We start from the raw sequence: 21,088 nt of genomic DNA, 5'->3' as shown, positions 1-21,088 counted from the left end.
GCACCTATGACGAGCTATGGAGAGCCCTCGGCTCCGTCTGCGATCTGTTTTCGCCACAAGAGTGCCGAAACTTCTTCAAAGCAGCTCAATGTGTTGCATGATTAGCGCCCGACGCTCTAATGTTTAATATTAAAAATAATATCCCGGATTGATTAACGTTATTTTTATGATATCCATTCAAGTAATAATTATATTGAAATCAAAATTAATATTTACTTAGTTTGGTAATATAAAATATATTTATTTAATATTTATTTTGAATACTAATTTAACGCAGATTTGAATTTTCGACTTATGGTCTGTGGAGCAGGAATATTAATGCCAAGCATAAAAATATTAAATCACAGCCAAATTGCACTAAGGTCAGGTGCTTCTCTCGCGGCCCTCGTACTGGGTTGCGCCATGCTGTTGTCCTCGGTTGCTTTCGCCGATCCTTCGATTACCTATACTGGTAGCGTATCGCCGGCTCCGCCAGCAGGAGTGACCAACTGGGATCTGTCGGACGAGAGTCTGACAGTCGGGGATTCCGGCTCAGGTACATTGAACATTATGGGTGGTGCCTCTGTAACCAGTCAAACTTTGCTGATCGGCTACTGGAATCTTTCCGATCCGGCATCTGTTACTGTTGATGGCAAGGGTTCCACTCTTTCTGTGACCACCGGGGGGATCACTATTGGAGAAGAGTTAAGTGATAGTGCAACTCTCACTGTCAGTAATGGTGGCCGTGTAGATTCACCGACAGCTGTTGGTAATAACATCGTTGTTGGGGCCGAAGCGGGAAGCACGGGGCACTTGATTATTACGGGTCAGGGGTCGGTGTTTAATGCTCACGATAATGTCATCAACGTTGGCTTTGAAGGGGATGGCGATCTGATGATAGCCGATGGTGGGCAGGTGACGGGGAGCCAGATCAGCCTGGGTTCTTTTAAAGGAACAGGGACTGCCATTATATCGGGCGAAGGTTCTGCGTGGAATGGTCAGGATGGCATCATCGTCGGGCAGCAGAGCGATGGTAAACTGGATATCTATGACGGCGGTAGCATCAATGATCGCTTACTGCATATTGCCTATGACAATGGGACAACCGGCATTGTTAACGTTGGCGGTGAGGTCGGTCAGTCCGCAAAAGCCGCAGGAAACTTGAACGTTGATGCAATCAAGTTCAATCGGAACGGTGGCGGCAGCAACGGCGTTCTGAACTTCAACACGACAGATGGAACCACGGTTCGCGCAGCGATCAGCGGCAAGGGCACGATCAACCAGATTGCTGGAACGACTGTCTTTACGGGTGATAATTCTGCTTATACCGGCACGATGAACATTACTGGCGGCATGTTGCAGCTTGGTGATGGGGGCACGAGCGGTGATCTCGCGGTTGATGTTAGCACGGGGACGGATGCGACGCATAAGGGCGTGTTGGCCTTTAATCGTTCCGATGATGTGACATTCTCGAATGTAATCAGCGGTACGGGTTCAGTCACCCAAATGGGAGCCGGGACGACCACGCTGACCGAGGATAATACTTATTCCGGCGGTACGACGATTACAGGCGGCACACTTTCGGTCTCGTCTGATGCCAAGCTTGGCAATGCAGATGGTGGGCTGACGCTCGATGGCGGTACGCTGCAGGTTACTGGTACACAGTATACGTCGACAGATCGCACCATGACGCTTGGCAGTCATGGCGGCGGGTTTGACATCGCCGATGCCAGCAATAGCTTTGCCGTTACACAAGCACTTTCCGGTGATGGTCGCGTCTGGAAGCGTGGTGACGGCACCTTGCTTCTTTCCGGCAACAACAGTTTCTCTGGTGGTCTGACGGTCGAGAAGGGCACAGCACAGGCGGGTGTCGCCGATCATGCCTTCGGTTCTGGTCTTCTAACAGTCAATGATGGCGCAAAAGCTGACCTTGCCGGTTTCAACACCACCGTTGGTGGTCTGGCGGGCGCGGGCAATGTGGCGATGAGGTCCGGCGATCTCACTCTTGATCAAGCGATCGATACGACATTTGCCGGTGTAATCGATGGTTCGGGTTCTCTGACCAAGAATGGTCTTGGTGACCTGACTCTTTCGGGAACCAGCAGCTACAGTGGCGCAACGAATGTTAACGAAGGCAAACTCATACAGGCTGCGCAAGGCGCTTTGTCTGGTGCATCTGTTTACACGGTTGCAAATGGCTCAGGCATTGACCTTGGTGGCTTCTCGACGTCGATGGCTGCGCTCATCAATGACGGTCATGTCAATTTTGGCGGCAATGGTGGCACCACACTGAATGTGACAGGCAATTATGCTGGCAACGGCGGCATGATGACGATCAATACGGTTCTGGGCGGTGACGATTCCAAGACCGATATGCTGAAAGTCGGCGGCAACACGTCCGGTTCCACGAAGCTCTATGTCAACAATATCGGCGGCACAGGTGCGCAGACGGTCAATGGCATTAAGGTTGTCGATATTGGCGGCAACTCTGGTGGGACTTTTTCGCTCGCCAACAGCCATCAGACCAAAGATGGCCAACAGGCGGTGGTGGGCGGCGCTTATGCCTATACGCTGCAGCAAGGCGGCACCCATACACCGGATGACGGTGACTGGTATCTCTCAAGCCACGTCGATGGTCCAAATCCCGGCCCTGATCCAGAACCTCGTTACAGTGCGGGTGTGCCAGTTTATGAAGGCTATGCGCAGAATATGCTGGCGCTCAACAAGTTGCCGACCCTCCAGCAACGCGTGGGCAACCGCTACTGGACCGGAGAGAACGGCAATGGTGCAGATAATGGTGCCGTTGTGGACAATTACGGCATTTGGGCGCGCGTCGAAGGAGCACATAACCGTCTGGAACCGGACACCTCTACATCGCGCATGAAGCAGGACATCAACACGCTTACAATGCAGGCGGGCGTTGATGGCCAATTCTATGAGGGTGAGAACGGCAAACTGATCGCTGGCATCACTGGCCAATACGGACATGCCAAGGTCGACGTCTCTTCTTTCCATGGTGATGGCGATATCAGCACCGATGCTTGGAGCCTTGGTGCTACGGCCACCTGGTATGGCAATGACGGTCTTTATGTCGACGGTCAGGCACAGGTGACGTGGTTCGACAATGATCTCAACTCCACCACGGCCAATAAAGGTCTTGCTGATGGCAGCAAAGCAACCGGCTATGCGATGAGCCTTGAAGCCGGTCAGCGGTTTGCCATCAATCAGAGCTGGTCTCTGACACCGCAGACACAACTGATGTGGTCTTCAATCGATGCGGATGCGTTTCATGATACTTGGGGCAGCCGGGTCAGCTTGCCTGATGGCGACAGTCTGACTGGTCGCATCGGCCTTGCCGCCAATTATCGCAATGACTGGAAGAACGATGACGGCATGACTGTCAACACCAATGTCTATGGCATTGCCAATCTCTATCAGCAGTTCCTGGGCGGTACGACAGTCAACGTGGCAGGGGTTGATTTTGACACCGACAATGACAAGACCTGGGGCGGGATTGGTGCTGGCGGCACTTATGCCTGGGCTGACAATAAATATGCCATTTATGGCGAGGGCTCCATCAACACGGCCCTCAATCACTTCGCTGACAGTTATGCGCTCAAAGGGACCGTTGGGTTCAAAGCCAAGTGGTGAACGAATTCTGCTAAAAAGAGACTTTGATAGTAAAAAAATATGGCCCCGGAGATGGGGCCATATTTGTAGGTAGACGGTGAGAAGATGAGATTTAGGAAACAAAGCTCGTATTCTAACGGGGGGTAAAAGGTTATGGTTAGCCTGTCGCGCACCTTGACTTTGGACCCAGTACTTAAAGCGTGATTTGAGTGAAAGTGCGTTCTTGGTTGCATTTCGGGCGGGGCCTCGGCCACAAATTTTTCTAAAGGAACGCAGCTTAGAGCGTGTCGCGCTTAATCGCACCCACGGCGCTCGCTCTGGATTCTTTTAACTGTCGCATGTGCGTCGGAGCTCAAATGAATCCATTTGAGCGCGACATGCTTTAGGACGGCGTGGATTCTCCAGCCGGCATGGAAGAACCAAAAGCTATCGACTTACTCGAAATATACCCCTTCAATAGAAACTCCCCTTCTTTCCGATGTAGTGTTTACCCTTTTAGCAGTTACCAAATTTCAGTGATGGTTTTTCCTGACACTTTACTGTCCTGTATTAGCGGTAAGTGTATTTGGGGCAGGGGAATCAGAATGAAACTAGTATCCATGTTGGCTTTGGCATCGAGCACCTGTCTTTCAGCAGGACTTTTGTCCGGCATTTTTTCCGGCTCTGCTCACGCATTCACGCCCCATGAAATTCATGATGCCAATGGCAATAAAGTTTTTGACCTGCATCTGTTCTATCCAAATGATGGAACTTATGATGGGGAAAAGCCGTCGAGTTGGGTTTTTGATCCCGCAACGCTAGACCGTATCTATTCAGCAGCTCAATACTGGTCAGATATTATAAAGATTAGACCGGGAATAAACCCCGCCATCATCAATATCGGTACAGAAGAAGAAGAAAACGCATTTGCATACAGCCCTATTGCCACAGAGGTGAATGGCGCCGGCACACTGGTCAATGCGGCTTTAAACAATGGCTTGATCGATCCGGCACAACTCCTCGACGGAGCGCATGGGATGATATCAATTGGCAAGATGGATTGGGATTGGGAGCAGCCATTTGTTCCATCACAACTGATTCAGACCTCTCAGGTAGATATGACCAGTACGCTCATTCATGAAATGGCGCATGCGCTGGGTATATCGGCTTCGGTCAATTACGATCAACAACCTGGCGCTCCGGTGGAAGCGGAATTCCAATCTGTACTCAATGCCTGGAGCAGCCATTTGATCGATGGTAATGGCAAGGCAGCGGCAGCCAATCAGACCATAATCTGCAATTATTGTTACGCCGCCGAGGAAGGTGCAGACACTTTTGATGTCAGTGCTGGTTGGGCTTACTTTTCCGGCTCTCACGTGGATGAGGTTCTCAACGGCGCAATGCCGGGCATCCCACTGCGCGTTGACTCAAGTCTGCAGCCTGGAAGACTGGATCAGCCTTTTTCGCATATCGAGCTGAGAAACAGCATGATGAGCCATCAGCAATATTCCAACTATATGTCGTTGATGGAGGCTGAATTCGCGGCGCTACAGGATATTGGCTATACGATTGATCGTCGCAATTTATTTGGATACTCGGTCTATAACGATGGCGTCACGCTTCTCAATGACAATCCTTTCTTTGCCCGTAATAGTGAAGGTACTGGCTATATTGCCAATACATTCAACACGGCAACGATGGGCCTTGGCTTGCATGTCTATGGCAGTGACAACACCGTAATCCAACGCGCCGATTTGCTCTCCGCAGGTGCTGGCGGCGCAGGCATTCGTGTCGATGGTATTGGCAATGATTTGATCATTTTACCTGGCACACGCGTCTATGCTGACGGTTTAAATGGCCTTGGCGTTATGTTTGCCTATGGAAGAGATCACACTCTGACACAGCGCGGCGATGTCGAGGCGCTGGGTGAAAACGGTATCGCGGTCAGCTTTGACTTTGGTCACAATTCTATGGGTGACGATACCGAATATCGTGGCTCTTACTTTGTCACTTCGCAGGTGGCTGATCTCGAAAACTATTTTCCCGACTATTATGCAGCAGCGCTCGCCGAAGTCAGCGGTCCGCTTGTCTCAACGTTCGACCTGACGGGGCGAGTGGCAGGAAGCAGGGCCGCGATCTATATGTCGGACAATGCCTATGTCGGTGAAATCAATGTGATGCAGGGAGCAAGCATTACTGGTGACATTGTTTCCAATTATCGGGAAATGGATGAGAATAACGATCTGCGTTTGACCCAGCTTCGCTTCGGACTGGAAGCTGATGATCAGGGGAAAGCCACCGATAACACGGACGCAAATTTCAATATCAGTTATGCTGACAACATTACTGGCGATAACCTCTCGCTGCAGTTTTGGGGTGGTTCATCAACCCTTACTGGCAATCACGATCTTTACGAAGTTATTGTGGGTCAAGAAGCGACACTTGCAGGTCGTGGTCAGTACCGGATCAATGACGATCGTTACTTCGTTAATCGAGGGACCTTGTTCTCATCTCTGCCGGGCAGTGCCATCGTCATTAATGGCAATTATGAGCAGTCCGATAATGGCAGACTGCAACTGGCCTTTAATAACCAGAAGCATATCAGCAACCTGATCGTGACTGGAGGTGCCGATCTCGTCGGCACCTTAAGCTTTGCGCCCGAGCGCGGATTTTATGGAAATGGTTTTAGCATTAATTCGGATCAGTGGCTGCAGGCCAATACGGTGAATGGTGCTTTTACCGAAGTCACCACCACGCTTGCCTCGCCAACACTGAATGCAACCGCGACCGATAATGGCAATGCATCCTATACCGTCTCTCTGAGCCGTGATGCTCATGCCTATGAACAATACGCCGGTAGCGAAAACGCCCACAATGTGGGGAATGTTCTGGACAGGCTTGTTGTTAATCCCTCGCCACAGCTCGAACCGCTTATCGCAGCTCTGGATTTCTCAGCCACTGACGGTTCAACCATTCGTTCGACATTGCCGCAATTGAGCGGCGAGGCCTATGCATCCGCGAACGGGGTATTGATCAACGCCAGCGGGGCGACACGTTTGTCGGTCACTAACCGTCTGTCGCAGGCATTTGGCGGTACGCCAGTCAATCCGGTTTCAGTACTTGCCTTCGCTCCGCAACAAAAATCAACTCAAGCTGCAGGCGCTATTGATAAAGTCGCGTCTGAGACAAACAGTTCGGAAGATCTTAACCGCTATGCAGCTTGGGGAACTGTGTTTGGTAGTTGGGCAAGCCAGTCGGGTGATGACAATGCTGCTCGCACCAAATCCACACTGGGTGGTTTCATTTCCGGTATTGACGGCAGTGTCTATGATAACTGGCGGCTCGGCGTTATGGCGGGTTACAGCCGTTCTACCTTTAAAACTGCGAGCCTCCATTCTTCCGGCTCCAGCGATAATTATACATTGGGTGCCTATACAGGAACTGAATGGGCCGCGGCACAGGGCTCCATCGGTCTGCGTACCGGTCTGAGCTATTCCTGGCATAATATTGAATTGAGCCGTTCGGTCAGCTTCAATGGATTCTCCGACAACCTGTCGGCTGACTATAATGCCGGTACTTTCCAAGCCTTTGGCGAACTTGGGTATAAGTACAATCTCAGCCAGCGTTCTACTCTAGAGCCTTACGCCAATCTTGCTTATGTGCATGTCAGAACTGATGGCTTTACAGAAAGCGATCAGAATGGTGCTGCGCTCGCGGTTCAATCTGGTAGCATGGATACAACACTGTCGATGCTCGGCATTCGCGCAGCGACCAGCTTTAATCTTGGCAACGCCCTCACAACCGTCCGCACGGATCTCGGTTGGAGGCATGCCTTTGGCGATGTAATCCCAACGTCAACGGCGAGCTTTGCGGTGGGCTCCAACGCCTTCACGTCGGATGGCAATTCGATTGGCAGGGATACAGCTTTCATCGAAACCGGGCTCGATTTCGCGATGACACCAACTACCAAGCTTGGGGTTGCTTATCAGGGACAATTTGGCTCGGGTTATATTCAAAACGGCGTTAATGCCAATTTTAGCGTGAAGTTTTGAATCGGAGCAGGCATTGGGTGCTGTAAAATGGGGTCGCCTGAAGGAGCTGAAGAACGCAAGCCTATTCGTGCAGTGCGCAACCCAACGCAGCCCTAGCAACTGTTGCTAGTTTTGAGTTGTCTTTCTGATACGAGTTTTGTGGGGTCGGCGATTCCGGGCAATCACGAGATCTGTGGGAAATAAAATCGAAATGTGATTCGAGCGTTTCTACAGAGAATCCATCGCCTGTATCTCCGCCATGGGTAAGTATGTGTGGACCGCCCGCACATATGATTCTCCCGAACAGGACAAAATAGGGCGCAAATTCTCAGTGTCGAGATGGTCTATTCTTCAGAGCCAGTTCGAAGGATATTCTAGGGGGGGACGTATGTGGGCTCTTAAGCCGGAGAGGTTCATTGAACCTATGGGAAACTTTATATTTTCGATCTAAGTGATTGGAAAATATGGTGGGCGATGAGAGACCGCCACCCTATTTTTCGGCCTTTGTTTTTGTTGTGTTTTTTTCATTAATTCCCTCACCGGGTTTTTGGTGAGGGGCAATCCTGTTCTCGATCTGGTCTGCAACTATGCGGCTAGTTTCGATGCCCAGCCTCTTACGATCCACCCCTTTGGTGTAGATTTCTGCTGTCGCCAGATTGGTCCAGCCATACTGTGCAAGTAGATGATGAGACGCTGCGCCGCCTTCAGCCGCCATTGTTGCGCTGAGCTTTCTCAAGCCGTGGGCCGACTTGGTCACACCGGCATTCGTGCAGGCGACACGGAACCAATTCCCAAAGCTTTCCTTCACAAATGGCTTTCCTGTTGTGCTCTCGATCAGATGCAACCCTTTGCGTGGCGTCTTTTCGATCAGCGCCAGAAGTCCGTCAGACAGTTCAACGCTTACCCTTGCGCCTGTCTTGGCGGTATGCCTGTTTCCGGGCAAGCTTCGTATCTGTCTATGTTTTTAGAGTTCACGCTGCATCCTCCGATGGTGTTTCCGAAAGCAAACGCTCCAGAACCTTTCCAACTGGTCGGCTGATAAATCCGCCCCGCTCCATCCGCGAGACAGTTGCTTGGTCAACGCCCAGCTCTTCTGCCAATTTTCCTTGGCTCCAGCCTCTGGCGGTTCGTAGATCGGAGATGGTCTGTTTCGTAATCATGCATAAATCTATGCACTGCGCATAAGTTGTTGTCAATGCCCCATGCATAGATTTTTATGCAAGAAAGCAATTCATGATGGAAACAATTGCTGACCGACTCAAAAAAGCCCGAAAAGACGCTGGATTTCGCTCTGCTGCGGAAGCCGCGAATGCCTTAAATGTTGCGTACCCCACCTATGCGGGTCACGAAAACGGAAGCCGTGGCGTCACGACTGAAGCGCTCGAGTTATACGCTCGGCGTTTTAAGGTCACGGCTGATTGGCTTTTGAAGGGCAAGGAACAACAAGTCCGCGCTGCGGAGAATGCTGGCGAACCAGTGACGCCAAAAGCTCCGACGCCCAACGCGAGCTTCCCGCCAAAGTACCAGGAGTTTCCACAGGGGCAGTCTATTCCGCTTCTAGGCCAGTCTGCAGGCGGTCCTAACGGTCGCTTTGTTTTGAACGGAACTGAGGTTGGGCGTGTATTCTGCCCCCCGATGCTGGAAGGCGTCGAAGGCGCTTATGCTGTGATGGTCTTCGGAACATCAATGGAGCCGCGTTATTTCGCTGGCGAGACTGTATGGGTTAATCCTCACCTGCCCGTCAGATCCGGCGACGATGTGATTGCTCAATTTGTTGGCGACGAAGAAGGCTTGCCAGCAGATAGCTACATCAAGCGCTTTACATCTCAGTCAAGCAAGGTTCTCCGCCTCTACCAGTACAACCCGGATGAAGGCGAAGAACACGATCTTGAGTTCGATGCAGATACGGTTTTCTCAGTTCACAAGATCGTATTCAAAGCCAACACTTGATTGAACTTCTTCACAAATCCAAGTTGGACGAATGGAAAGATTGCGAGAAGAAAGAGGCTGACGCGGGCAAATGCTGCATCTGATCTTGCGGCAGAGTTGCGCGTAGTTGTGAACACCAAGACCAGCAGCGATCTTTAGATTGGAACGATAGAGAACTCTTGAATGGCCGCAGTCATCACAAGCCACGTAAACACTCGACAATTCCACGATTAAGCGGTTGGCGTCCGGGTGATTAATGGGAGCACTCTTCAACATATCCCTCTCCATCTGTTCTACTTCTGTTCTCATTTGAAAGCAGTTTCTGTCAGGAGAGTCGAGTCTAATTAATGGTTAACGAGAAGTTATTTTTCTAGCCAGCTACATCTTGTGGGTGCTCTATCGAACTGAACACAATTGACCCTGTGAAAAACTCAGTCGCCGCCCTGTAGATATAATTCATACCTCAGAGCCTTATATAAATAATAATAACTAATGTTATTAGGCTAACGTTATTAGGGGTGGCACCAGTGCAACTTTGCCGAAGTGGCACCAGTGCAACTTTGAGCTATTCCCACGGGAAAATAAGCCGGTACAAATTCACCGCTCGGTTTCGGCGACCGCGCTGAACCTGCTCCCGATCTAAAAGCCCCTCTTCCCGCAATTTCTTCACAGCTCGCTTTACCGTATCGACGTGGACATCGATGTCTTTGGCAATCGTAGTCTGTTGGTGCTTGGTATGATTGTCCGTTCTGTTCATGTGCATTGCGATGAAGGTCCCGACCAACTTTTGCGCGTCGGTTAGATATGGGCGGGACACAACGTGCCGTATCCATTCATCCCTGTTTCGATACCATTTACCGGCCTCGGTGAGCTCTTGCTCTTCCTGCATATCCGTCTCGCAATTGTTTTGAAGATGGCTACGGATAAGCCTTTTTATGCATAGCAGTCAATTTTATTATGCTCTGTGCATAGATTTCTGTTGACTGATAGTTATGCGCAGTGCATAGATACATCATCAACCAACGGACCACGAAGACGCCAACCGGCAGATCTGGTTCACAACATGGGGTGAGTAATGACAATCCCTTTCGATAAATATCTTACCGAAGATCAGATGCGTGAAATCGCGGTCGAAGAATGGCGCAAGATGTGCCGTGAAGCCGCCCGATGGAATGGCTTGAGTGCTTCGATGCTGCACCAGTGGCGCAATTGCAGTATATTGCAAAGCATCTTCCCCATCAGCGATTTGCCCTTGTCGGTATGCTCTATGAGCGGGTCGTGAAACGGTTTGGACCAAACGCCGCGCAAGGCGATCTATTTGACGAGAAAAGGATGGCAGCATGACCGAATTGGAAATCATCGATCTGTTTATCCGGGCGGCCGTCATTGATCAGAAGCTCCCGAATGACGCCAAGCCAAAGAAGCTGAAAGGGCAGAGCTTGCCCGGCATGTCGCCAATGTCAGAGGACGATCAGCGCAAGTGGCTGCATAATGCGGACAAGGCCATCGTGCTCCAGCGCCACGGTAAGAAGGTTCGCTTAGGCACAGCATCCCAACTGGACAAGAAAGACAAAGGTCCATTCCACGATTTTCGCATGTCCTTCTGGGAGAGTGACGACATTACCCGATCCGATGTTTCCGATTGGGAAAAGGCAATGGATTTGATCGCGTTGTCAGCCAGTGAAGAAAACCGCCGTTGTCTCTGGGCGTGGTCGAGATCAAAGGCCGGATGCTTGATGGTGCAGACCGTGACCAAGACCGGGAAAGTGCGTCTGGGCAAGGTCTCATTTGCCAAGTGGTGCCGACAGGAAGGTATTCACGAGGAAACCGGCAGAAGACGCAAACATCGAGCGATTGACGTTATAAAACAAGGAGTTGCGCGGGGCGTCTCGCCCGATGCAGAAAGTTGGCATTCTTGGCTGTTGCCAATTGGCCCCGAATTCGAGCATATTCCTGATACAGTCGCAGTAGACGCGCCGCCATCGAAAGAGGGTGTCAGATACGAGCGAGACACTGAGACTGAAACCGCCAAGCGTGAACAAATCTTCGAATGGAAAGATGCAAAGGCTGAGAGACGGCGCTGGCAAGCGAAACGTCTCAAGCAGTTCATGGCGGCGGCTTAACCAATAAGCGGGTGCAAGTAGCAGGCGATCAAATGTCCACCTGATTGCCGGGAGGTGCAAATCCTCCCACAGCGCCAAATTTGCTGTCGCCCTTGGATAGCACTATCAATCGACCAAGGGACGCTGGCAAATCCAAGGCCTGATGTGTCCAGCATCAGGTCAATTATTCGAGGCAACGCCTCAACGGAATGCGAGGACTGGCCTGTAAGGGCGGCATCTCTAAACCTGCAAATTGGCTTGCGGCGTTCTCGCATACAATTCGAGTGGACAAACAGGCTCGCATAGCTCAGCTGGATAGAGCGTTGGACTTCGGTTCACAGGTCGTAGGTTCAAATCCTGCTGCGAGCCTGCCACTCGGACAGAATGTGAAATGCCGGAACTGAACTCGGTAATGGGTATCCGCCAAAGAACCTTTCAGGAGGGCGCGGACTAAGCAGCACGTAGCGGCCAGCATTTCGCATACTAATCAGAACGGCGGCGCTGAAAGCAGAAGCGCAGGGGATCACCGGCAGCTTGATTGATTGCGATGCACTGATGCTAGATGCAATCGCCCGCTGTCAGCCGGGGGTAGCGTCCGGCCCGTTCTGATCTCAAGACCCTACCAAGGGCCATCCGGGTTGATCGCCAGATGTTGGGATTGAAACGAATGTCTGATTGGCAGAGCATAGTCCTCCATTTGTAAAAGTGAAGGACACCAAAATGCGTAAACTGATTGTCGTGGCATCTATTGTTGGCGCACTTTGCGGTTTGTCAACACAGTTTGCATCTGCCAAGAGTACGGTTAGAGTATATTTCCCTCATGCTTCAGCATATGAGTGTGATGCTGATGAAAAGATGGTCACTCTGGATGGGCATCATTGTTGTATGAATAAAGATATGAAAATCACTTCATGCTTTGATTAATTTGAATTCTTAGTGAAACTACTGACCCCGCCATTGTGCGGGGTTTTTATTGATGGCTTTATTTTGGGTGTGCGTAGTTGCTAGAATGCGTGTCTAATATGACGGTATTTTAATAGGAGTTTATAATGAAAAAGATGATTGCTACTGTTATTTTAGCTATCGGCATGTTTAATTCTGGATCAGCGTTAGCAGATGTGACTTGGGAGCCTATTCCTCAAACCTACGGCGAATGTGTTAATCGCTGCTTTCTTGGAGGTAAAGGGTGGATAGGTGGGCCTTTTGGGGCTGCATATTGTGCTGTGTATTGCTCCTTGTAGATTGACGTTAGTCCGGCCGTATAAGTAAATATTCTTGAATAGTTTTCAGCCTCGCTCACGCCGGGCTTTTTTGCTAGTGCGCTATAGCTGCCACTGAGTTGCGGGTGTGCAGATTGGTGGATGGGTGTTTGATAGGGCGACCTTTTAAGAGGAGGTTGCTGTGAAAATAGCTATTGTTGACGCACTAGAACAGTTTGCAAGATGGTATGTTTCATGTGCAGTTCCGCCACATGGTTTTGGTAAAGAATTTCAATCAAATGAGCATATAGTCCGGTGCAACGACAAAGATCTGAAGTATGACAATTCGCATGAAAATGATAATTTTCATGTTGATTTTTGGTTTTAAGATCAGTCCGTCACACAAGCGATTGATAAAATTAAACCCCGCCATTGTGCGGGGTTTTCTGTTTCTGCAACCCAACAAGAGGAAAACACATGAAACTGTTCCGAAGTCTGATCTTCGGCTGCGCTGCTATGCTCGCGGCTGTTCTCTGCATGAGTGCTCCGGCATCGGCTGTTGATTACAGTCCGGGCGCGTTTCAGATCCACTCAGTCAGTTATGATTATGTCGTTCCAGACGTTTTCAAAGCTGTCGCTGTCCTGCCGGCAAATGTCGAACTTCCAGACCGAAGTCACAATGTTCATGCCATGACTTTCAACAGTTACAATCAGCCACTCTCCACCTGGCGCCGCTCGTTTGATGCATATTCGCACATCGACCCGCACATCTTGGCTTAACCATATCATCAACCGCCGTTCCTAACCGAGCGGCGGTGATGCCTTTTCTCATCTGCTCACAACGGAGCAGATCATCAATGGCATTAATATGTAGGGAGCGGGTATCTCCAACCGAGACAGCCGGTCGCTTGGAACAAGGCCACATTCGAGGCTGTAGAAGCCGTCCGTCCGCTCCGGGGTCCGATTTCCCCTCATAATGCGGATCAAGTGGGCAAGACCGGTAAATCAATCAGAGGATCGGATATGAAGAGACGCACATTCCTGCGAATGCTTGGTCTTGCTCCTGTAGCTGCTGCCGTTCCAGCACTGGCGCTGCCAAGGCCGGAGAACGTCAAAGACGTTGTATCAGGTGAAGCAACGCTTGGTACACGGGATTACCCGTTTGTGTACGAGACCGATACCGGCAGTGTCCATATGGACGTGGCCTATCCCTTCGACGTTGATAGCATTAACCGTGATCTCGAAGCGCATTTCAAGGATGCAGCCGCTCACTACCGATACCTTGTGAGTGAAGCAGGGCGGCTAACCATTCTCGCGGTAATCGTCGGCATTGCATCTCTATACGAGAACAGCCTGAAAATATGGGGCTGGTTCCACAAATAAGCGAGCCGACTCGATCTGATATCAACAGTGCGGGCGTAGGATAAGAAGGAATGCCCCGGTGTTCATGGGGCCGGGGAAGGAGTAACACCGGGGCGATACTCTATGATATCAGGCGGAAATCATAGAGCACAGCAGTTAAAGCATGAATGGTTATTAAGAGCCAATCGCAATTAATTGTAGTATACGATAAATAATAAATTAGAAAAATTACAAATAAAAGCTCCTACTTGCGCCAAAGGACAAGTAAGAGCTACGCCAATGCATTAGAGATAGGTAATAAAAAACATCTGCCCCCGGCGCAAAAGCAACATATCATGAAATATATGCAAGTAAAGCGCACTGTTTCTAGTAAATGGACCAATGTTGGACGTGGTAGTCGGAGCGTTAATCGGCCTGCTTAATCAAATCTGCAATTCCTTGCGCCATTTCTTCTTGACAGTCGATATCACGGTCAGGGTAAGGGCCTTCGCGCTTTGGTCTGTTCATTTCATCCTCCATTTTAAGTGGAGGTAGGGCTAATTAACAAGTTGTCCACAGGGAAACGGTGAGGGGATCATTTCAGGTTGCTGAATAAAATCAAAGGCCAGTTTTGGGCCTCAAGTGAGGGCACCACAAAACACGTCCTAGATCATAACTATCTGATATAATGGTGAAAAACGGCTTTTCCTTATGGAAAATATGGTGGGCGATGAGAGACTCGAACTCCCGACATCTTCGGTGTAAACGAAGCGCTCTACCAACTGAGCTAATCGCCCGACTGACTTGTCAGCCGCTGTGAGAGCCGTTTAGGCAATTCGTTCGAAGAGTGCAAGCGCAAAATTACAAAAATGCATTCTTTTTATTTCTCCGGCTACAATCCACAGGCTTCATCAATTATAACTGGCAGAGACAGCCCTATTAGAGCACCTGGAATTGTACGCTTCATGATCGCCGATCTGAATCGCGATTCCATTTCATGTGAATTTTGAATACCTTCCGGGGAGGGGCGTGCCGGTGTGGATAAAGCAGGCCAAACTCAGAACCCCATAAATGCGCGGCTTTTCGAATAAAAACAAAATTCTTCTTTTTTCTTCAAACCACTCGCTTGACACTGGTGAGAGAACCCCTTAAACGACCGCTCACACCGAACGGAAACGCCGGTGACTACCCAGCCAAGCGGCTGAAAATGAAATGCGCGGGTGTAGCTCAGTTGGTTAGAGTGCCGGCCTGTCACGCCGGAGGTCGCGGGTTCGAGCCCCGTCACTCGCGCCATTTTCATTCAGGAAATCAAACAGAAATCTTGATGAAAATGGCGCACCTCGCGTTCTTTTCCTTATCTACTAAATATTTGAGTTAGATCGCTGCAGTCATCGTTTTGATTCAGCGTTTTTTGCGTTTGTGAGTTTGCCTCAAAAAATGGGGTTCACGGGCCAAAGAGCGATGTGATTCCGTGCTGAAAGCTGAGGCTATTTTGCCTTCTTCTTCAACGAGAGATAAATGACGGAGAGGATTCCGGCCAGAATGACCAGAACGTCGCCGCTGGCGAGCAGATATGTGCCCAACGCTCTCTCCTTGCGAATCCTGTCCGGCACCCAAGGCTGAAAGTCAGTCCTTTCGGGTACATAAATTTTGAAAGTCATCGATTCTGCGTGCTGAGCCGATGTCGCTATGTGCGATCCATGGGATTTTAGAGGTGCGCCCAGTTAATTGAAGGCAAGTAATCTTGCGCGTTGGCTCACATGCGCCAAATCTTTCCAAAAACCGTAACGATCGCGGTGATAATTTTCCGAACGCGGAGAATGTTTCATTCAGCGGGGCAGGGCGCTGTTATGCCTTTCAGATATGGGGCTCGATTTTGACCCCTATATATAAAGAGAGTCTGAAATGCTGTTGAGGCTTATGCCTCATATGAAATCCGGCGTATAAAGTTTGTCCGCTGAGGATTGCATTATCGCTACACATTTCTGCACGCTTTACTTTCTTTGACGCGCGTTGAGATCCATCTGAATCGGTCACAAGAATGAGCCGAATGATTTAAATCGATTGATTCTATCGGGTGGATAATGGCGAAAGATCGCTGTTTGCCTTTTCCTCACGAAATTATGATGTTTTCGTGCTATATGGGGTTTGGGTGGCATATATGGGCTTGATGTTGCCTCTTATTAAGCATCTTGGCCGGACTATACCCGCCTGTTCGTGTTGGAGGGCTTGCGCTCGCGCGCATGCTGCGCTAACCGTCCCGCCAAATACTTAAGTTCGCACGGCATGCCTTTTGAAGCTGCTTGAGGCGACGAGGTCGCAAGAGATGCAATGTGTCGCATGGTGGTAGGCTCTAAAAAGCTTATGACAGGCGGCGCAGCCTCGTATTCAAGCCGGATAAGGATCATGAACGAGCTTTTAAGTTCCTATTTGCCGATTGTCATCTTTCTCGGCATCGCGATGGTAATTGGTGTAGCCCTTCTGGTTGCGCCGTTTCTTGTCGCGTACAGACAGCCCGACCCGGAAAAGCTTTCAGCTTACGAGTGTGGGTTCAATGCCTTTGATGACGCTCGCATGAAATTCGACATCCGTTTCTATCTGGTGTCGATTCTCTTCATTATCTTCGATCTCGAAGTCGCCTTCCTGTTCCCGTGGGCTGTGTCCTTCGGCGCAATCGGCTGGTTCGGCTTTCTGTCGATGATGCTTTTCCTTGGTGTTTTGACCATCGGCTTCATCTACGAATGGAAGAAGGGAGCGCTGGAATGGGATTGACCGGTACAAATCAGGCGTCGGGTTCGACGCTCATTGCCCCGCAGCCAAAGGGTATTCTTGACCCTCGCACGGGCAAGCCTGTCGGCTCCGATGACGCATTCTTCAATGATCTCAACAGCGAACTGTCCGACAAGGGCTTCATCGTCACCTCTGCTGACGCTCTGATCACCTGGGCACGTACGGGCTCGCTGATGTGGATGACTTTCGGCCTCGCATGCTGCGCTGTGGAAATGATGCATATTTCCATGCCGCGCTATGATGCTGAGCGTTTCGGTATTGCGCCACGCGCATCTCCGCGCCAGTCCGACGTCATGATCGTTGCAGGTACACTGACCAACAAGATGGCTCCGGCTTTGCGTAAGGTCTATGACCAGATGCCTGAGCCTCGCTATGTTATTTCGATGGGTTCCTGCGCCAATGGTGGCGGCTATTATCACTACTCTTATTCTGTAGTGCGTGGCTGCGATCGTGTGGTTCCAGTCGATATTTATGTTCCAGGCTGCCCGCCAACCGCGGAAGCGCTGCTTTATGGCATTCTTATGCTTCAGAAGAAGATCCGCCGTACTGGTACTATCGAGCGCTAATCGGGCCGTTGCTGTCTGAATTGTGCAAGAGGGTTTGTTAGAAGTCGATCTGTTTTCCCAAGGATGGGTCGGGTTCTAAAGAAGGAAGTTAGAGATATGAGCGAAGAAGCTCTTGGTGAACTTTCCGGCTATATCAAGGAACGTCTCGGCGATGCGATCGAAGAGGCGAATCTGGCTTATGGTGAGCTGACGCTTAGCGTTCCAGTTGCAAGCTTGATCAGCGTTCTCACGTTCCTGCGCGATGACGTGCAGTACCAGTTCGTGAACCTGACGGATATTTCCGGCGTAGACTATCCGCAGCGCGTACAGCGCTTCGACGTTGTCTATCAGCTCATGTCTCCACGTCAGAACCTTCGTATCCGCATTAAGGTTCGCGCTGACGAAGATACGCTGGTGCCGTCTGCAGTGTCTGTCTATGTCGGTGCCGAGTGGTTCGAACGTGAAGCTTACGACATGTATGGCATCCTGTTCTCCGGCCATCCTGATCTGCGTCGTATTCTGACCGATTATGGTTTTGAAGGTCATCCGCTGCGCAAGGACTTTCCAACGACTGGTTTCGTTGAAGTTCGCTATAGCGATGAAGCAAAGCGCGTCATTTACGAGCCTGTCGTTCTGCGACAGGAATTCCGCAATTTCGACTTCCTCTCGCCGTGGGAAGGGACTGACTACGTCCTGCCCGGCGACGAGAAGGCAAAGACGAATTAAGGTGAGATGATGGGCTCTGTCGAAAGATTGAACGGCCAATGTCTTTGTGGAGAGGTGAAATTCACAGCCTCTCCTGCGAAGATGGAAATGGACGTTTGCCATTGCAGCATATGCCGTCGCTGGTCCGGTGGCGCGTTTATGGCTGTGAACTGTGGTACTTCGGTCGAGATTGAAAATGAAGCTGCGCTTGCGACCTATAGCTCTTCAGAGTGGGGTGAGCGTCGTTTTTGTTCGAAGTGTGGTGCCTCGCTGTTTTGGCGCAGTGTGCACGATGGAATGACGATGGTGTCCATGCAGGCTTTTGCCGAGCCGGAGCTGTTTCATTTTGCCGAAGAAATCTTCATCGATAACAAGCCTGCAAATTACGATTTTGCCAACAAGACCCACCGGATGACCGGCGAGGAATTCTTGACGGCGATAGCAGCCAAACAGGAAGCTGAACATGGCTGAGACTCAGGTCCGCAACTTTAATATTAACTTCGGTCCGCAGCATCCGGCTGCGCACGGCGTTTTGCGTCTAGTTCTTGAACTCGACGGCGAAGTCGTTGAACGTGTCGATCCGCATATCGGTCTGCTGCATCGCGGCACCGAGAAGCTGATGGAAACGAAGACCTATCTTCAGGCTTTGCCTTATCTCGACCGTCTCGATTATGTGGCGCCGATGAATCAGGAACACGCCTATGCGATCGCTGTCGAACGCCTGCTCGGCGTTGACGTGCCTAAGCGTGGCCAGCTGATCCGCGTGCTTTACTCGGAAATCGGCCGTATTCTGAATCACATTCTTAACGTGACCACGCAGGCTATGGACGTTGGTGCGCTGACGCCGCCGCTTTGGGGCTTTGAAGAACGTGAAAAGCTGATGGTGTTCTACGAACGCGCTTGTGGTGCACGTATGCACGCAGCTTATTTCCGTCCGGGTGGTGTTCATCAAGATCTGCCTGATCAACTTGTGGAAGATATCGGCAAGTGGATCGATCCGTTCCTCAATACCACGCTTGCCAATCTCGACGATCTGATTACGCCAAACCGCATTTTTAAACAGCGTAACGTCGATATCGGTGTTGTTTCGCTTGATGATGCTTGGGCATGGGGCTTCTCGGGCGTCATGGTTCGTGGTTCGGGTGCAGCATGGGATCTGCGCAAGTCGCAGCCTTATGAATGCTACAACGAAATGGAATTCGATATTCCGATCGGTAAGAACGGTGACTGCTATGACCGTTACTTGATCCGTATGGAAGAAATGCGCCAATCGGCCCGCATCATGCGCCAGTGCGTTGATCTTCTGCTCGGCAAGGAACGCGTAGGTCCTGTCTCCAATACCGATAACAAGATCGTGCCGCCGAAGCGCGGCGAGATGAAGCGTTCGATGGAAGCGCTCATCCATCACTTCAAACTTTATACGGAAGGCTATCACGTGCCTGCTGGTGAAGTTTATGCAGCTGTCGAAGCACCAAAGGGTGAATTTGGCGTCTTCCTCGTATCGGATGGCACCAACAAGCCTTATCGCTGCAAGCTGCGCGCCCCGGGCTTTGCCCATCTTCAGGCCATGGATTTCCTGTGCCGCGGTCACATGTTGGCTGACGTGTCGGCAATTCTTGGCTCGCTCGATATCGTGTTTGGTGAGGTTGACCGCTGATGTCCGTTCGCCGTCTCGCAGATGATGCCGTCCAGCCGGCTGGTTTCGCTTTTAACGCGGAAAACCAGAACTGGGCGCACAAGACGATCGCAAAATACCCTGAAGGCCGCCAACAGTCGGCTGTTATCCCTTTGCTCATGCGTGCGCAGGAGCAGGATGGCTGGGTCACGAAGGCTGCTATCGAACATGTCGCAAACATGCTCGATATGCCGCTGATCCGCGTTCTCGAAGTCGCTACTTTCTATACGCAGTTCCAGCTGAAGCCAGTTGGCACGCGCGCGCACATTCAGGTTTGCGGCACCACGCCATGCATGTTGCGTGGCTCGGAAGCACTGATGGATGTTTGCCGTCATAAAATCCACCACGATCCTTTTGAGCTTAACGCCGAAGGCACGCTGTCGTGGGAAGAAGTTGAATGCCAGGGCGCTTGTGTCAATGCACCGATGGTCATGATCTTCAAGGACGCTTATGAAGACCTGACACCGGAACGCCTTGCTGAAATTATCGATGCGTTCGAAGCAGGTAAGGGCGACACTGTTAAGACGGGTCCGCAGGATGGGCGTATTACGTCTGAACCTATGGGCGGTCTAACAGCGCTGACTGAAGATCTGGACTACAAGAAGATCGGTCTGGAAACCCGTAAGGCATCCGATGCTGCAGTTGCCAAAGCCAAAGCCAAAGCCAAGGCGGAAGCTGAAGCAAAGGCTAAGGCAGAAGCTGCAGCGAAAGCTGCGGAAGAAGCCAAGAACGTTGCACCATCGAATGCAGCCAAACCAGTGACCAATGCTACGGAAACCGATCCAAGCCTCAAGACGCCGTCTGATGTTAAGGCATCAAACGCTGCTGAGAAGGCTGCTTCGGTTGACAGCAAGCAAGATTACAAGCTTGACGATAAGAACCGTCCGGAAGCAATTGAGCGTCCAGAAGCTGTTGACGATCTGAAGCTTATTTCCGGCGTCGGCCCGAAGATTGAGGAAACCCTGCATGAGCTGGGTGTTTTCACCTTCAAGCAGGTTGCTTCCTGGAAGAAAGCCGAGCGCGAATGGGTTGACGGCTATCTGAGCTTCCACGGTCGCATTGATCGCGAAGACTGGGTTAAGCAGGCCAAGGCTTTGGCCAAGGGCGGCGTCGAAGAATACATCAAGGTATTCGGAAAGAAGCCCGTATGATGACTTCGACATTGGCAAACAGAAACGGAAAC

The 21,088-nt window shown here is 50.7% G+C and carries 20 protein-coding genes and 3 tRNA genes; 17 read left to right on the top strand and 6 right to left on the bottom strand.

What is annotated here, in order from left to right; genetic code table 11:
- The first annotated feature begins 402 nt into the window (after nt 1–402).
- Together OIV19_RS19060 and OIV19_RS19055 are read left to right on the top strand one after the other, a co-directional pair.
- Complete coding sequence (locus tag OIV19_RS19060) at nt 403–3,630, top strand: autotransporter outer membrane beta-barrel domain-containing protein (protein ID WP_264232891.1); 3,228 nt, start codon at nt 403–405, stop codon at nt 3,628–3,630.
- Nucleotides 3,631–4,193: 563 nt separating this feature from the next.
- On the top strand, nt 4,194–7,640 hold the full coding sequence (locus OIV19_RS19055) for an autotransporter domain-containing protein (protein WP_264232890.1): 3,447 nt from the start codon (nt 4,194–4,196) through the stop codon (nt 7,638–7,640).
- 469 nt (nt 7,641–8,109) lie between these two features.
- Here the strand turns inward: OIV19_RS19055 and OIV19_RS19050 are convergent, their stop codons facing one another.
- The gene (locus OIV19_RS19050) at nt 8,110–8,562 is read right to left on the bottom strand and encodes a tyrosine-type recombinase/integrase (protein ID WP_264232889.1); all 453 of its coding nucleotides are present in this window, start codon (nt 8,560–8,562) and stop codon (nt 8,110–8,112) included.
- Nucleotides 8,563–8,590: 28 nt separating this feature from the next.
- Nucleotides 8,591–8,779: a helix-turn-helix domain-containing protein gene (locus OIV19_RS19045; protein ID WP_264232887.1), complete on the bottom strand. Its 189-nt coding sequence runs from the start codon at nt 8,777–8,779 to the stop codon at nt 8,591–8,593.
- A gap of 73 nt (nt 8,780–8,852) precedes the next feature.
- On the opposite strand from OIV19_RS19045, the gene OIV19_RS19040 reads away from it, so the two are divergent.
- A complete protein-coding gene (locus OIV19_RS19040; protein ID WP_264232886.1) occupies nt 8,853–9,569 on the top strand; it encodes a S24 family peptidase in 717 nt (238 codons plus the stop codon).
- Here the strand turns inward: OIV19_RS19040 and OIV19_RS19035 are convergent.
- Nucleotides 9,534–9,824, bottom strand: a complete 291-nt coding sequence (locus OIV19_RS19035; protein WP_264232884.1) for a hypothetical protein — start codon at nt 9,822–9,824, stop codon at nt 9,534–9,536. The genes OIV19_RS19040 and OIV19_RS19035 overlap by 36 nt on opposite strands.
- Before the next feature lie 289 nt (nt 9,825–10,113).
- Complete coding sequence (locus OIV19_RS19030) at nt 10,114–10,437, bottom strand: helix-turn-helix domain-containing protein (protein WP_264232882.1); 324 nt, start codon at nt 10,435–10,437, stop codon at nt 10,114–10,116.
- 186 nt (nt 10,438–10,623) lie between these two features.
- On the opposite strand from OIV19_RS19030, the gene OIV19_RS19025 reads away from it, so the two are divergent.
- From OIV19_RS19025 to OIV19_RS18995, 7 genes are all read left to right on the top strand, one after another.
- Nucleotides 10,624–10,830 carry a hypothetical protein gene (locus OIV19_RS19025; protein WP_264232880.1) on the top strand — a complete coding sequence of 69 codons (207 nt, stop codon included), beginning with the start codon at nt 10,624–10,626 and terminating at the stop codon, nt 10,828–10,830.
- 58 nt (nt 10,831–10,888) lie between these two features.
- The gene (locus tag OIV19_RS19020; RefSeq protein WP_264232878.1) at nt 10,889–11,671 is read left to right on the top strand and encodes a hypothetical protein; all 783 of its coding nucleotides are present in this window, start codon (nt 10,889–10,891) and stop codon (nt 11,669–11,671) included.
- Nucleotides 11,672–11,946: 275 nt separating this feature from the next.
- Nucleotides 11,947–12,019: transfer RNA gene (locus OIV19_RS19015), tRNA-Arg, on the top strand.
- A gap of 351 nt (nt 12,020–12,370) precedes the next feature.
- A complete protein-coding gene (locus OIV19_RS19010) occupies nt 12,371–12,574 on the top strand; it encodes a hypothetical protein (RefSeq protein WP_264232877.1) in 204 nt (67 codons plus the stop codon).
- Nucleotides 12,575–12,699: 125 nt separating this feature from the next.
- Nucleotides 12,700–12,891: a hypothetical protein gene (locus OIV19_RS19005; protein ID WP_264232875.1), complete on the top strand. Its 192-nt coding sequence runs from the start codon at nt 12,700–12,702 to the stop codon at nt 12,889–12,891.
- 435 nt (nt 12,892–13,326) lie between these two features.
- Nucleotides 13,327–13,629 carry a hypothetical protein gene (locus OIV19_RS19000; RefSeq protein WP_264232872.1) on the top strand — a complete coding sequence of 101 codons (303 nt, stop codon included), beginning with the start codon at nt 13,327–13,329 and terminating at the stop codon, nt 13,627–13,629.
- 243 nt (nt 13,630–13,872) lie between these two features.
- The gene (locus tag OIV19_RS18995; RefSeq protein ID WP_264232899.1) at nt 13,873–14,232 is read left to right on the top strand and encodes a hypothetical protein; all 360 of its coding nucleotides are present in this window, start codon (nt 13,873–13,875) and stop codon (nt 14,230–14,232) included.
- 384 nt (nt 14,233–14,616) lie between these two features.
- Here OIV19_RS18995 and OIV19_RS18990 read toward each other — a convergent pair whose 3' ends face one another.
- The gene (locus OIV19_RS18990; protein WP_264232870.1) at nt 14,617–14,718 is read right to left on the bottom strand and encodes a hypothetical protein; all 102 of its coding nucleotides are present in this window, start codon (nt 14,716–14,718) and stop codon (nt 14,617–14,619) included.
- Nucleotides 14,719–14,911: 193 nt separating this feature from the next.
- Nucleotides 14,912–14,987 (bottom strand) — tRNA-Val (locus OIV19_RS18985).
- 419 nt (nt 14,988–15,406) lie between these two features.
- Between OIV19_RS18985 and OIV19_RS18980 the strand changes: the two genes are divergently transcribed.
- The 7 genes from OIV19_RS18980 to OIV19_RS18950 all read left to right on the top strand — a co-directional run bounded on the left by OIV19_RS18980 (nt 15,407) and on the right by OIV19_RS18950 (nt 21,056).
- Nucleotides 15,407–15,483, top strand: a tRNA-Asp gene (locus tag OIV19_RS18980).
- Between the two features lie 1,113 nt (nt 15,484–16,596).
- Nucleotides 16,597–16,962 (top strand): NADH-quinone oxidoreductase subunit A, encoded by a 366-nt coding sequence (locus OIV19_RS18975; protein ID WP_007874537.1) that lies wholly within the window; start codon nt 16,597–16,599, stop codon nt 16,960–16,962.
- Nucleotides 16,953–17,546 carry a NuoB/complex I 20 kDa subunit family protein gene (locus OIV19_RS18970; RefSeq protein WP_024897475.1) on the top strand — a complete coding sequence of 198 codons (594 nt, stop codon included), beginning with the start codon at nt 16,953–16,955 and terminating at the stop codon, nt 17,544–17,546. Before OIV19_RS18975 ends, OIV19_RS18970 begins: the two co-directional genes overlap by 10 nt.
- A 96-nt stretch (nt 17,547–17,642) precedes the next feature.
- Nucleotides 17,643–18,251 (top strand): NADH-quinone oxidoreductase subunit C, encoded by a 609-nt coding sequence (locus OIV19_RS18965; protein ID WP_264232865.1) that lies wholly within the window; start codon nt 17,643–17,645, stop codon nt 18,249–18,251.
- 9 nt (nt 18,252–18,260) lie between these two features.
- Complete coding sequence (locus OIV19_RS18960) at nt 18,261–18,701, top strand: GFA family protein (RefSeq protein WP_498831065.1); 441 nt, start codon at nt 18,261–18,263, stop codon at nt 18,699–18,701.
- Nucleotides 18,694–19,887 (top strand): NADH-quinone oxidoreductase subunit D, encoded by a 1,194-nt coding sequence (locus OIV19_RS18955; protein WP_095446439.1) that lies wholly within the window; start codon nt 18,694–18,696, stop codon nt 19,885–19,887. The genes OIV19_RS18960 and OIV19_RS18955 overlap by 8 nt, the downstream gene beginning before the upstream one ends.
- Nucleotides 19,887–21,056: an NADH-quinone oxidoreductase subunit E gene (locus OIV19_RS18950; RefSeq protein WP_264232863.1), complete on the top strand. Its 1,170-nt coding sequence runs from the start codon at nt 19,887–19,889 to the stop codon at nt 21,054–21,056. The genes OIV19_RS18955 and OIV19_RS18950 overlap by 1 nt, the downstream gene beginning before the upstream one ends.
- The last annotated feature ends 32 nt before the right edge of the window (nt 21,057–21,088 follow it).

It is taken from the genome of Brucella sp. HL-2, assembly GCF_025846885.2.
Lineage (GTDB): Bacteria > Pseudomonadota > Alphaproteobacteria > Rhizobiales > Rhizobiaceae > Brucella > Brucella quorumnocens.
Note: the sequence above shows the minus strand (reverse complement) of the source record. Positions and strands in the feature narration are given on the sequence as shown.